The organism is Thermostichus sp. OS-CIW-30 (assembly GCF_054060215.1).
In genome coordinates this window covers 22,484-34,813 of sequence record NZ_JBSSCZ010000032.1, presented here as the reverse complement: position 1 = coordinate 34,813, position 12,330 = coordinate 22,484, and the positions used below count along the sequence as shown (strand labels likewise).

14 protein-coding genes and 1 pseudogene are annotated in these 12,330 nt (G+C 58.5%); 10 read left to right on the top strand and 5 right to left on the bottom strand.

What is annotated here, in order from left to right; all coding sequences use genetic code 11:
• Nucleotides 1-83: 83 nt before the first annotated feature.
• From ACVWZF_RS12740 to glmU, 3 genes and pseudogenes are all read right to left on the bottom strand, one after another.
• Nucleotides 84-536 (bottom strand): RNA-guided endonuclease InsQ/TnpB family protein, encoded by a 453-nt coding sequence (locus ACVWZF_RS12740; protein ID WP_041437627.1) that lies wholly within the window; start codon nucleotides 534-536, stop codon nucleotides 84-86.
• A gap of 90 nt (nucleotides 537-626) precedes the next feature.
• Entirely contained in the window at nucleotides 627-1,133 is a 507-nt protein-coding gene (locus ACVWZF_RS12735) for a PPC domain-containing DNA-binding protein (protein ID WP_457411603.1), read from the bottom strand.
• A gap of 39 nt (nucleotides 1,134-1,172) precedes the next feature.
• Nucleotides 1,173-2,525, bottom strand: a pseudogene (gene glmU, locus ACVWZF_RS12730) (bifunctional UDP-N-acetylglucosamine diphosphorylase/glucosamine-1-phosphate N-acetyltransferase GlmU); the annotation flags it as partial.
• 138 nt (nucleotides 2,526-2,663) lie between these two features.
• Between glmU and ACVWZF_RS12725 the strand changes: the two are divergent.
• The 5 genes from ACVWZF_RS12725 (at nucleotide 2,664) to ACVWZF_RS12705 (ending at nucleotide 5,293) form a co-directional block, all read left to right on the top strand.
• Complete coding sequence (locus ACVWZF_RS12725) at nucleotides 2,664-3,092, top strand: SHOCT domain-containing protein (protein WP_041436820.1); 429 nt, start codon at nucleotides 2,664-2,666, stop codon at nucleotides 3,090-3,092.
• Between the two features lie 134 nt (nucleotides 3,093-3,226).
• Nucleotides 3,227-3,685, top strand: coding sequence for an MAPEG family protein (locus ACVWZF_RS12720; protein ID WP_011434188.1), 459 nt, complete (start codon nucleotides 3,227-3,229; stop codon nucleotides 3,683-3,685).
• A 151-nt stretch (nucleotides 3,686-3,836) separates the two neighbouring features.
• Complete coding sequence (locus tag ACVWZF_RS12715; RefSeq protein ID WP_011434187.1) at nucleotides 3,837-4,106, top strand: hypothetical protein; 270 nt, start codon at nucleotides 3,837-3,839, stop codon at nucleotides 4,104-4,106.
• 36 nt (nucleotides 4,107-4,142) lie between these two features.
• Entirely contained in the window at nucleotides 4,143-4,823 is a 681-nt protein-coding gene (locus ACVWZF_RS12710) for an energy-coupling factor ABC transporter ATP-binding protein (protein ID WP_011434186.1), read from the top strand.
• A 257-nt stretch (nucleotides 4,824-5,080) separates the two neighbouring features.
• Nucleotides 5,081-5,293 carry a CP12 domain-containing protein gene (locus ACVWZF_RS12705; RefSeq protein ID WP_011434185.1) on the top strand — a complete coding sequence of 71 codons (213 nt, stop codon included), beginning with the start codon at nucleotides 5,081-5,083 and terminating at the stop codon, nucleotides 5,291-5,293.
• Nucleotides 5,294-5,691: 398 nt separating this feature from the next.
• Here the strand turns inward: ACVWZF_RS12705 and ACVWZF_RS12700 are convergent, their stop codons facing one another.
• Both ACVWZF_RS12700 and msrB read right to left on the bottom strand, forming a co-directional pair.
• Complete coding sequence (locus ACVWZF_RS12700; protein WP_011434184.1) at nucleotides 5,692-6,495, bottom strand: FTR1 family iron permease; 804 nt, start codon at nucleotides 6,493-6,495, stop codon at nucleotides 5,692-5,694.
• Between the two features lie 49 nt (nucleotides 6,496-6,544).
• Nucleotides 6,545-7,036, bottom strand: a complete 492-nt coding sequence (gene msrB / locus ACVWZF_RS12695; RefSeq protein WP_457403004.1) for a peptide-methionine (R)-S-oxide reductase MsrB — start codon at nucleotides 7,034-7,036, stop codon at nucleotides 6,545-6,547.
• Nucleotides 7,037-7,311: 275 nt separating this feature from the next.
• Between msrB and ACVWZF_RS12690 the strand changes: the two genes are divergently transcribed.
• The 5 genes from ACVWZF_RS12690 (at nucleotide 7,312) to ACVWZF_RS12670 (ending at nucleotide 12,319) form a co-directional block, all read left to right on the top strand.
• The gene (locus tag ACVWZF_RS12690) at nucleotides 7,312-7,755 is read left to right on the top strand and encodes an NAD(P)H-quinone oxidoreductase subunit N (RefSeq protein ID WP_011434182.1); all 444 of its coding nucleotides are present in this window, start codon (nucleotides 7,312-7,314) and stop codon (nucleotides 7,753-7,755) included.
• Between the two features lie 88 nt (nucleotides 7,756-7,843).
• Nucleotides 7,844-8,884 carry a Light dependent period protein LdpA domain-containing protein gene (locus tag ACVWZF_RS12685; RefSeq protein WP_457411601.1) on the top strand — a complete coding sequence of 347 codons (1,041 nt, stop codon included), beginning with the start codon at nucleotides 7,844-7,846 and terminating at the stop codon, nucleotides 8,882-8,884.
• Between the two features lie 15 nt (nucleotides 8,885-8,899).
• The gene (locus tag ACVWZF_RS12680) at nucleotides 8,900-10,819 is read left to right on the top strand and encodes a R3H domain-containing nucleic acid-binding protein (RefSeq protein ID WP_457396080.1); all 1,920 of its coding nucleotides are present in this window, start codon (nucleotides 8,900-8,902) and stop codon (nucleotides 10,817-10,819) included.
• Between the two features lie 237 nt (nucleotides 10,820-11,056).
• Nucleotides 11,057-11,626 (top strand): Uma2 family endonuclease, encoded by a 570-nt coding sequence (locus ACVWZF_RS12675; protein ID WP_011434179.1) that lies wholly within the window; start codon nucleotides 11,057-11,059, stop codon nucleotides 11,624-11,626.
• A 240-nt stretch (nucleotides 11,627-11,866) separates the two neighbouring features.
• Nucleotides 11,867-12,319, top strand: coding sequence for a QcrA and Rieske domain-containing protein (locus ACVWZF_RS12670; protein ID WP_011434178.1), 453 nt, complete (start codon nucleotides 11,867-11,869; stop codon nucleotides 12,317-12,319).
• Nucleotides 12,320-12,330 lie beyond the last annotated feature (11 nt).

Here is a 12,330-nt window from a genome sequence, read left to right as displayed (position 1 = left end):
AACAGAAAGATCAACTGGTAGTAATCCGTACTGAACATATTATACATTATTTTCAGTATAGTTGAGCTTATTATTGACTAGAGTCATGCTCTCAAGCTAACAACCACGTTCTTGGGTGTGGTCACCGGGAGCAGCTCTGCACAGCGCAGCCAACCGAAGATAGGTACCTTGATGCGGTTGCCAGAAGTGCGAATACTCCCTTCCAGGTAAAAGCTGTCTCGCACTCCCTTGCGTTTGAAGCGGGGAAACTTCCCCAACCCACCCCGCCAGCGCTTAAGGGCTTGCTCCAGGTTGCGTAATGCATGCTGAGGGGCGCATTTGGAGACCTGGTAGTACCAGCGATGTTCTTTCTTCACCTCGGCCACTAGGCGCTTGTGCAGGTCAATGGCGGTGGGAAGTTTTTGCTGGTTCTCCAGGGCTTGCCGACAGACTTCTAAGCCCCAGTTATAGGCGTGGCGGGCTACCCCAGCGTGTTGGGCGGCTAGAGTTGTTTGCTTGCGGTTAAGAATGAGTTGCGTCCGAAAACCCAGTAACATGCCCGCCACACCGCAAAGCGTCCATGAGTTCCGTGAAGCTTTCGGCTTGGCGCTCACAAGCCCCCTTTAGCTTTAGGTAACTCGTGTTGACTACTGTAGGCTTTTCGGCCTGCTGTTGTCAGCCTCTGGTTTTGTCTGCTGGTTTTGCTGGGGTTGGGGGGGTGGGGACGGCCAGCAGGGATCCCCTGCCACGGGTTGGATGTGCAACTCCAGGTAGCCGGTGGCCGGATCCGGTTGACGGGAGAAGCGATACTCCGGGCTGTCGGCGAGGACAATTTCGGCGGTGGTGCAGATGAGGCAGCCGGGGCGCAGGTGTCCCCCCCAGGTTTGGCCTCGGGCATCGGCAACGGTGAGATGGAGATGGACTCCGTCAGGGCACAGGGATCCACTCAGGGCCAGGATCTCCAGGCGTTCCGACAACAGGTGATCCCCCGTTTGGTCGGCCAGGCGCAGGGTGGCTTGGCTGAGGCTGCCGACAGCGCTGAGGACAAACCCCGCTTGCAAGGGCTGCTGCCGGGCCAATCGCTCTAGTTCCTGCTTGAGATCTTGGCCGGGGAAAAGGCGCAAGGGATAAATCTTGAGGGATCCCGGCGGCATGGGCTGGGGCTCCTGGGGGCGGGAAGAGCGGATCCCAAGTCGCCAACCGGGCTTGACCACCGGGCGGGAGCGAGCGATCACCAAGCAGTCATCCGGCAGGGGGTAGCGGGCAGGGATGGTGGAGCCGGCAGCAATGGTGACATCGGATCCCACCTGCAAAGGAGCCACCAGAACCGAGTTGGCGCCTGTTTTGCTGCGATCCCCAATTTCGGTAAAGTGCTTTTGCTGGCCGTCGTAGTTGGCGATGATGGTGCCCGCCCCGATGTTGACCTGGGATCCCAGCTTGGCATCGCCCAGGTAGGCCAAGTGGGCGGCGTTGCTGTGGGATCCGATCTGGGCATTTTTGGTTTCCACAAAGTTGCCGATGCGGCAGTGATCCCCGATCTGGCTGTGGGGGCGCACGTGGGCGTAGGGGCCTATCCAGACGTGGTTGCCGATGCGGCTGTGGCTGACCACCGAGTAGAGAATGTGACACCCAGATCCAATCTCGCTGGACTCGATCCAACTGCCCGGCCCCAGGCGGGTTCCCGGCCCAATGCGGCACACCCCTCGCAGATGGGTTTGGGGCTCGATCACCACATCGGGGGCCAATTCCACCGTTTCCTCGAGGCTGCTGCTGTCGGGATCCACAAAGGTGACCCCGGCTTCCATCCAGGCTTCTTTGAGGCGATCCTGCAAAATCTGGTACGCCTGGGCCAGTTGGCGGCGGTCGTTGACGCCCACAATTTCTTGCGGATCGGCAACATCCAGAGCGATGGCTTTGCCCACCCGCTTGACGGCATCTGTTAGGTAGTACTCCTGCTGTGCGTTGTTGCGATTGAGATGGGGCAAAACCTGAGCCAGAGCCGGCCAGTGAAAACAATACACCCCACTGTTGATGCGGCGATTTTGCCGTTGGGCTGGGGTGCAGTCTCGCTCTTCCACCAGTTCCAGCACTCGCTGTTGGGCATCGCAGAACACCCGTCCATAGCCATAGGGATCCGCCACCTGAGCCGAGAGCAAGGTTACCTCTGGGTTCACCTGGCGGTGGCGCTCCACCAGAGCTTGCAGGGTTTCTGCCCGCAGCAGGGGCACATCCCCGTTGATCACCAGCAGATCCCCCTGAAAACCGCCCAGGACGGGCAACAGCTGTTGAACGGCGTGTCCGGTGCCCAATTGCTGGGCCTGCTCCACAAATTCAACCGGGTACTCCCGCAGGGCTTGGCGCACCTGCTCTTGTTCATAACCCACGACCACCAGACAGCGGTGGGGCTTTAACGTCAGCACCGTGCGCAGCAGCCGCTCGATCAAAGACAGGGATCCCAGTTTGTGCAGCACCTTGGGCAACTGCGACCGCATCCGGGTACCTTTGCCCGCTGCCAAGATCGCTACCGATAGTTCCCGCTCTGCCATGTTCCTTCCCCGAACCGCCCCCATCAAGTATAGGCGGCGGGATGCTGCTCAAAAATCTTCTAAGGTTGGATCCAAGTTCCTGAGCCCTGTGCGGCCAAAACTGAGCTAGCTTAATGGCACATCTAGCTGGTGCAGTCTATGGCCGAGAGCAGGGATCCTGATACGCCCCCACAGGATCGTCGGCGGTTAATCCGAGAGGTGGCCGGTTGGCTGGCGATGCTGGGGGTGCTGATCCCAGGGTTGCAGCGCTTCTATATGGGGCACCAACGCTGGGGCTGGGGCTACTTGGTGGCGGGGCTGATGGTGTTCGTTCCTTCCATCCCGCTGCAGATCCTCAGCTACGGGGTACGCGCCCTTTGTTTGCTGGAAGGGCTGTGGATCCTGACCATGAGCAATGCCGATTTCGATTTTCGATTCAACCGAGAGTTGATCGAGCTGGAATGGACCAGTGTGGAAGGGCGAGAAGCCCGGGATCCCGAACAGCAGTTGGAAAGCCTGTTGAAACAGGGCTTGATCACCCGCGCTGAATATGAGGAGCGCCGCCGGCAAATCCGCAAGATTTCCTGACGCAAGCATCTGCCTGGATAGACAGCCCGATAGATGGATAATGGTTCTGGTGTTGATTTTCCCGGCAATAGTTCCCACCCAAGCTGGGCTCTTTTCTCTCCTCTGTCATTGTGCACCGCCCTTTTGCCTATCTTATGTTGCCAAATCCTCCTCTCGTAGCCATCCCCCTGTTCTCTATTGCGGCAGCCATGCTCTTGGTCTATCTGCCCATGGGGGTGGTGGGCTATGCCCGTGCCCGCGTCGGCTACGACCTGCATGCCCCTCGGGCTATGTTCGATAGGCTACCTCCCTACGGGCAACGGGCCACCTGGGCCCACGCCAACGGGTTTGAGACCTTTGGGATGTTTGCGGCAGCAGCGTTGATCGCCTACATCACCGGCCCTCACTCGGATCCCTGGTATTTTGGCCTCAGCGGAGACGAAGGGGTAGCCGTGCTGTGTGGGGTGTTTCTGCTGGCGCGGCTGCTCTACAACTTTTTCTACATTGCCGATATTCCCATTGGGCGATCCCTCTCCTTCTTGGCGGGATCCCTGGCCACGTTGGGCCTGTTGCTGATTAGCCTGCTGCCTTTTCTCGGCACCGGCCTGGCCTAATCTGGCGAGAGAAACTCCCCCGTCATTTGTTGAGCCTGCCGGTACCCTGGCCCAACCTGCGATACTGGAAAAGGACTTCGTCCTGCTGTCGCCAACGGCGTCCTCTGGGTGCCTCTCTTTTGTCCCACGGCCCACTACGCAACGGTCAGCCATGTACACTCTGGAACTGCTCCTGAAAGGGAACCCTGCCCCCATCGTTGTCCACCAAAAAGAGGAAGAAGCGGCCAACCGGGCCTACCAAAGCATCGTCAATGCTCTGCAGAGTGGATCCCCTCAGAGTTTGGAGCTGACCTGCGACCGCACCGGCAAAAAGGTGTTTCTGCTCACCGGTGAGTTGTGTGGCGTGCAAATGACTTCTAAGTCGGGCAGCGCCAGCCCCATGGGAACCCGTCCCGGTTTTTTGGCCCAGTTGCAAAGCTGAGGACAGCCCTTTTCTCTCTGCCGCTAAGGGATCCCCATGTCTGAGGTGGCCATTCGGGTGGAGAGCCTGACCTTTGCTTGGCCGGAGCGTCCGCCGGTTTTGCAGGCGTGCAGTTTTGTCATTCCCAAGGGCCAGTTGTGGATGCTCTTGGGGCCCAATGGCAGCGGTAAGTCCACCCTGTTGCAGTTGTTGTCCGGATCCCTGACCCATCCCCAGCCCCTTTCGGGCCGCCTGGAGATTCGCGGTCGGCTGGGCTATGTGTTTCAAAACCCGGATCACCAACTGTTCATGCCCACGGTGGGAGCCGATGTGGCCTTTGGCTTGGGAGCAGAGGCTCTGACCTTGGCGGAAATTCACCAGCGGGTGGAAACAGCCTTGGAGCAAGTCGGATTAAAGCACCTGATCCGTCGGCCCATCCACGGCCTCAGCGGCGGACAGAAGCAACGAGTGGCAGTGGCAGGGGCTTTGGCCCGGCGCAGCGAGGTGCTGCTTTTGGACGAGCCCACAGCCCTGTTGGATCCCGACAGCCAGGCAGATTTGCTGCGGTGCATCCGGCAACTGGTGGATCAAGAAGGCATCACCGCCCTCTGGGTAACCCATCGGCTGGCGGAACTGGAATGGGCAGATGGGGCGATTTTGCTCTCGGAAGGTCAAGTGCGTCAACAGGGATCCCCAGAGCAGGTGCGGCAACGGATTGAACAACTGTTTGGGGCCTGAGGGATCCCTGCGCATCCTGATCCCAAAGAGATCGCGAAAGCGCAGCTGCACCCCCCTGCCGTCACTGTTTAGAATGGGTAATGTATCCGGTTGATCAATTCGGTTGGCACAAGGTCATTATCCTGGACTCATTCCTCATCTGGATCGGCTGGTTTTTACCTGTTGATCCTCGGTTACACCGAATCCCTACAGGTTCTGCGTCAACCGGTTACATCAGCGGGCCACCGGCCCCATCTAGTCTAAAGGAGCTTGAGAACATGGGACTGTCTGAAGTGATCGCCAAAGAGCTGGAAAATGCTCGCAACGTCTGCTCTGAGTACGGCGAAGGGGATCCCCACTGCCGTGCGGCCTGGGATGCGGTTGAAGAAGTGCTGGCAGCTCGCAGCCACCAGCCGAGGACTCCCAGCAGCCTAGAGCAGCACTGCGCTGAAAACCCAGATGCTGTTGAATGCCGGGTCTACGATACCTGATTCTCGGGAACCCCACAGAGTGGATGCTCTCTGTCGATTCCGTAGCGATCGACAGGGTTTCCTACTGGGGATCTCCGACAAAATCCAGCGGCCTGCCGGATCCCTGCCGGTAGGCTTTGCTTTCTTGGACTGGAAGGCTTGACTGGGTGCGGTTTCAGGCGCGACGTACAGAGCGCTTTCTTTTTAGGGTCATTTTGATTCAAACCAGGACACTGCACCCGCACTTAAAACGTTAGATGCACAGGGCCAGAAGGCTTTTCCCAGTACCTCGGTCGCCTTGTCCCAACCTGAAACGACTATGAAATTGTGACCTGCATCATTGCCATCCATCAAAACCAGGACAGGGATTCATCAAACTTATGGCTTATGGGATCCCCAGTGCCGGTGGAGAGCGTTTTTCACGAAGAAAGCCTCTGAGCAGAATCAGCCCGCAGCCATTGCCTCACCCACAAGGCGAAAGCTATTCCCAGCAGCAGCAGTTGGGGGAGCAGCGTCTGCCAAGTGGGATATATGCCCAGCCAGCGCAGCTTTGGGATCCCGACCAGGGGGGTGATGGGCAGCCAGTCCGCCACCTGCAGAGCGTGCAGGCCACTGCCCAAAAACTTAAAGCCCAAGTAGAAAACCAGCAGACTTAGACCCCGGAAAAAAACTCCCAGCGGCAATTTCAGCCCCACCTGCAGCAGCAAGATCGCCAGTGCCACCAACACCAGGGATCCCAGGCCGATCCCCGCCCAAAAATCTTTTGCCGAGAGGGAAGGGGCCAACCCCACATAAAACAGCACCGTTTCCGCCCCCTCGCGAAACACCGCCACAAAGGCCAGAAAAGCCAAGGAAAAAACCTGACCCGTGGCCAGTGCCGCCTGCGCCTGTTCCCGCACAAAGGTTTGCCAAGAAGCCACTGCAGCCCGGCGGTGCAACCAAAGGCTGACCGAGAACAACAAACCTGCTGCCACCAGCCCGGTGATCCCTTCCAGCACCTCTTGTCGCGTGTGGGTGAGCATCTGCTGGAAAAACAGCTTCACCAGCAGACCGAGCATCACCGCTGCCAGCAAGCCCGCGGATCCCCCTATCCACACCCAGCGCTTCTGAGCCGATTGCCCGCTCTTGCTCATAAGGGCCAGCAGTGCCACCAGCACCAAGAGAGCTTCCAGGCCCTCCCGCAGCAGAATCGAAGCAGCATCCAGGAACGTGTAGTCCGACATAGGCTCACCCAGACAGGCGGCTCAGTTTTAGCTGGAGCCAAGAGGATTTCTAGGCGGTGGCTGGGATGAACTTGAGGGCAGCAGAATTGATGCAGTAGCGCAAACCCGTGGGTGGGGGGCCATCCCGAAACACATGCCCCAGATGCCCACCGCAGTTAGAGCAGTGGACTTCCGTGCGGGGCACAAACAATTTCCAGTCCGTCTTGGTGCCGATCACATGGGGAGCAATCGGCTCCCAAAAGCTGGGCCAACCGGTGCCACTGTCGTACTTGGCCGCCGAGGAAAACAGCTCCTGACCACAGCCAGCACAGACATAGATACCTGGGGCCTTGTTGTCGTAGTAAGCGTTGCGGAAGGGGGGCTCAGTGCCCTCTTGGCGCAGCACATAGTATTGCTCTTCGGTGAGCAGTTGCCGCCACTCGGCGTCGGTTTTGGTGAAGGGATAAGTCTGTTGGGCCATTGCTCTTTGCTCTCCTGCTAAGCTGAGGGGTGCTGTAATCAACCCGGCCACCGCCAAGGTCAACAGCTCGCGTCGTCGCATGATGAGGTTCATCTGTTGTCGCTGTGTAAGTGGCGGGGAGGCCATCCCTACTAGGGGGATCCATCCGCCTTTGTCCGCCACCTGTGGGTTGAGACCTGCAAGCAGGTTACCCGTATCTTAACCCTTCTTTACGCTCCCTTCTGCAAAACAGGGAGATAGCCAGTATTCTATGGGTTCCATTGGCAGCTTCTATCCCCAGCTTCAGTCGCCATCCCGTTACAATGAGCGCAGGTGGGCTGCTTGTCCAACCCTAGACGAGTCATGGAGTTTTTCCTATGCTGCTGGTCGGCTCAGGTGCAAAGTTTGTACAGCAACTGGAGCAAGCTGGAGCTTTGGCCATCTATGTAACCCCAGAGGGGGGATCCGAAGGGCACTACCTGCGGCGGCTGCGCGGAGCTGGGTATGAGGTGGTCACCCTCTCCAGTAAGGGAATCGGGGACCTGGCCAGCTATTTGACGCGCATTCATGGGGTACGGCCTGCCACGCTGGGCAAATCGGAGCGGCGCACCTATTTCTTTCCCGCGTTGATCGAGCAGTATCGGGCCACCTTGCCCCCAAAAGCTAAGGGGTTGGTGTTCTGGTTTTACGAAGGGCATGTGTTCAGCCAACAGGAACTCTCCTACCTGGTGAAGCTGAGTCGGGAAGACAAGGGAGTGAAGTTTGTGGTGGAACTGGGCCGAGAACGGTCAATTCGTTGGCAACCTCTGCAGAGCGCCTGAACCTCTCTTCGGGATCCTGGAAATTTCTTTGCTACCATCTCAAGTAGATGGCCTGCGGCTCAGATCCCCATCCTGCTAGCGGTTTCTCGTGCCTGTGACCTTGCCAACCGCCTCGCTGCAACAGGGTACTTGGTTTAAGCTGATCTGCGGCGCAAGTTTCCACCACTTGCCCTCGGTTCGGGAGCTGGCTTTCCTTTACACGCTGGCCGGGGCAGATTGCATTGATGTTGCTGCCGATCCGGCCATTGTGCGGGCTGCTCAAGGAGGGATCCAACGGGCACAAGCCGAAGATCCCCAGGCGGGATCCCCTTGGTTGATGGTCAGCGTCAATGACGGCGAAGACGTGCATTTCCGCAAGGCGGTGCTGACGGCTCCCGTCTGTCCTGCCGACTGTCCTCAGCCTTGTCTGGCAGTTTGTCCCCCTCATGCTTTGACCCAGGCAGCCCTTCCTGCTCAAGTCCACATCCAGACAGAGCTGTGCTACGGCTGTGGGCGCTGTGAGCCGGTTTGCCCCCACCGGCGCATTGCCACCTTCGGCTACCAGGTCGCTTTGTCAGAAGTTTTGCCGCCTTTGGTCGAGCTGGGCATTCAAGCGGTGGAGATCCACACCTGCATTGGTCGCCAGAGGTCATTCGAGCAATTGTGGGGATCCCTGAAGCCCTGGCTACCTCAGCTCCAGGCAATCTCGATTAGCTTTAACGATGGTCCGGGCCTAGAGGCTTATTTGAGGGATCTGCTGGCCCTCATGGATCCCTTGCCGGAAGTGTTGATCTGGCAGGTGGATGGCCGGCCTATGAGTGGCGATATCGGAGCTGGCACCGGCAAAGCCACCCTGAAATTGGCCGAGAAGGTGCTGAACATGGGCCTGCCGGGCTATGTGCAATTGGCGGGAGGAACCAATGCCCAAACGGTGCCGCTGTTGGATCCCCGGTGGCCGGTGGCGGGGGTAGCCTTCGGCAGCTACGCGCGACAGTTGGTGTCAGCCTATCTGGAAGAGCCAGCCCACAGCTCATCGGAGTCAGGATGGAATCCTGGATTGGTGGCAGGGATCCCGTTGGCCAAGCAGTTGGTGCAGCAAGTGAAGCGGCGATCCGTTGCCTTTAAACAAACCCGTTTTTCCTGCGTTTAACGACGTTGCTCAGCCATGAGTTTCCCCGTACAGCCCTTCAACCCGTCGGCGGATCTGGAAAGTGCTCCACACCGCTTGCACGAACGTACCGGCTTTCCCGGCCAGGTTCAATACAGCGACGACCTGAGCAAACTTTTGGATATCCTGCCTGCTCCGATTCGCGAGCGCCTAGAACAGCATCCCCACCTGGATCGGTTGGTGGAGGTGGTGCTGGATTTGGGCCGCCGCCCCGAAGCCCGCTTCCCCGGTTTTGCCGATTATCTCTTAGAGGACGTCATCACCCGGGCTGACTTGGATCAGGTGATCAGCCGAGTTGGAGAGTTCAGCAGTGACAACCGCGCAGGCATTGCCTCTACCCTGCACCGGATCAGTGCCATTCGCAACCGCCAAGGCACGATCATCGGCCTTACCTGTCGGGTGGGTCGCTGCGTTATCGGAGTGATCAGCATGATCCGCGACTTGGTGGAACAGGGGCGCTCCATGCTGTTGCTGGGCCGACCGGGGGTGGGCAAAACCACGGCCCTGCGGGAAATTGCCCGTGTGCTGGCGGATGAGCTGGGCAAACGAGTGGTTATTATCGACACTTCCAACGAGATTGCCGGCGATGGCGATGTGCCCCACCCGGGCATTGGCCGGGCCAGACGGATGCAGGTGGCCAGCCCAGAGCTGCAGCACAAGGTGATGATTGAGGCGGTGGAGAACCACATGCCCGAAGTGGTGGTCATCGACGAGATCGGCACTGAACTGGAAGCTTTGGCCTCTCGTACCATTGCCGAGCGGGGGGTACAACTGGTGGCCACTGCCCATGGCAACCGCATCGACAACCTGATCAAAAATCCCACCCTCTCCGACTTGGTGGGCGGGATCCAATCGGTCACCCTGGGAGATGAAGAGGCGCGGCGGCGCGGCTCTCAGAAGAGTGTGTTGGAGCGCAAAGCCCCCCCCACGTTTGAGATTGCCATAGAGATGCTGGAGCGATCCCGCTGGGTCATCCACGAAGATGTGGCCGCCACTGTGGATCGTCTCTTGCGCAACCGCGAGCCGCTGACCCAAACCCGCAGTTTAGACGAACACGGCCAGGTGGTGATAGTGCGGAGCACCGCTGGCGCAAACGGGCGCCCGGCTCTATCTGGCCCCCAATGGCCCCCTGCCGGCAGCACAATCTCCGCAGCACGGGAGCGGGGAGGATGGCAACGCTCTGGACGGATGGAAGCTCTGCCTTCAGAGCCGCTTGAAAGTCGCTCGCAGCAGCAAGGAGAATCGGGTTTGCTCCTGGAGAGGCGAGAGGACTCCGTCCCGCTAACGCCAGCGGGATCCCGTCCTGCCGCTCAGGTGGTGGCCGAATCCAAAGCGGAATCCGGCTCTGACGAAGAAGAAGATTTGGACTGGGAGGGATCCGCCCTAGCCCCGACAGGACGGCAGCAGAATCCGGATGGGCCGCTGATGATCTACCCCTACGGAGTGAGCCGCTTCTACCTGGAGCAGGTGATCCAAACCCTGAAACTGTCGGCGGATGTCACCAAAGATCTAGACGAGGCAGACATTGTCTTGGCCTTGCGATCCCAGGTGCGCAGCCGTTCCAAGATCCAGCAGATGGCCCACTCCCGCCAGATCCCGATTCACACCGTTAAGGCCAATACTCTGATTGCCCTGGCTCGCGCCCTGCGCCATATTCTCAACATTGAAAGCGAAGAGGGATCCGATTCCGACCTGGAGCTGTTCATTCGCGCCAGCTCAGGCGATGAAACCGAAGCTCTGGAAGAAGCCCGCCTGGCGGTGGAGCAAATCGTCATTCCCAAGTCTCAGCCGGTGGAACTTTTGCCCCGTTCGCCTCTGATCCGCAAGCTCCAACACCAGTTGGTGGAACATTACCACCTGCGGGCCCAAAGCTTTGGCGAAGAGCCCAACCGCCGCTTGCGCATCTATCCCAACTAGCCCCACACGATAGCTCAACCGATAGTTCAGCTCCGTAGAAGCTCTACCCATTGAGCCGTCGTGGTTAGAGAGGAAGGACTCCGTCTCGCTTCTGTGAACGGGATCCTGGGCTAAGATTTGGCTACGCCAAGTGCGGTTCCCGCTGTTGCGACAGCGTTGCAGTTGTCGGCCCAGTGTCGTAGGTACAGCAGCAGGGTGCCCTGGGCATAGCACCATTTATTGCTATAGGGATAGCTAATGACTGCTACAGAAGTACGCTGGACCACTCGGGATATCGAGGCTCTTCCAGAGAATGAATGGATCCGCTACGAGATCATCGACGGAGAACTGCTGGTGACTCGCTCTCCTCATCACAAACATCAGCACATTATCGGGTGTTTGTTCTCCGCACTGCATCGGTGGTCGCTAGAAACAGGATTGGGAGAACCCTCAATCATGCCAGGGATCCTCTTTTCCGAATTTGATAATGTGTCTCCCGATGTTGTTTGGGTTAGTTATGAGCGGCTATCACAGATTCAAGATGAAGCAGGACATTTTCGGGGTGCCCCTGAGCTGGTGGTTGAAGTCCTATCACCTGGAAAAGTTCATGAGGATCGAGACCGCTTGGCAAAACGGAAACTCTACTCTGTGTATGGGGTGCAAGAGTACTGGATCGTCGATCGGCTGGCTCAGAGAGTAGAGGTGTATCGCAGACAACAGGCCCAGTTGGTCTTGGTAGAAACGCTGTTGGCTCAGGATGCGTTGTCTTCTCCCCTGTTGCCCGGCTTTGTCTGCACGGTTGCTGAGCTGTTTACCTCCCGACCCTAGGCTCCAGGCGTACAACAGCCGAAAGGGATCCCATCCCATCCCATCGGCCAAATCAATGAAGCAACCAAGATGCCTGCTGCTGCGTACTCTAGCCGGAAAAAGTGCGGCTTGGCCCTGGCCGAAACCGTTCTGGTGTAACAAGATGTTAAGGGCAGCATTTGCACTGGGATCCCTTCCGAAGGGGTCAGGCTTTTGCTGGCTCATGACGCACATTTTGCACACCTCCAAGGACACATGGCCATGTACAACAATCGTCGCGGTTTTCTTCGCTGGCTGGCTCTCGGTTTGGGCTCGTTGGTGGGTTGGTTACCTGGGTTTGCCCGGCGCCGTTTTGCCCTGGCCCAGGGAACTGCTTCTGGCTCCAAGGCTTCTGAGCCTGAGTTTGTGAAAGTTGCCACCCTGGCCGATCTCAAAGATGGCCCCTTCAAGGTGGAAAACGCCTTTGGGAAAAACACCGCCACCCTCTGGCTGGTCGGGGATCCGCAAAAAGAAGATTCTCTGCTGGCTTTGGATGCCGCCTGTCCCCATGCGGGGTGTGATGTGAACTGGCGGGGGGAGAACTTTGTCTGCCCCTGTCATGGCTCGGCTTTTGCTGCCGATGGCAGCCGTACCCGTGGCCCGGCCAATGCAGACCTGGCCATCTACAAGGTCAAGGTGGAGAAGGGAGAAATTTTTGTAGCCAAAGCCTCATAAAGTTCTGGGCA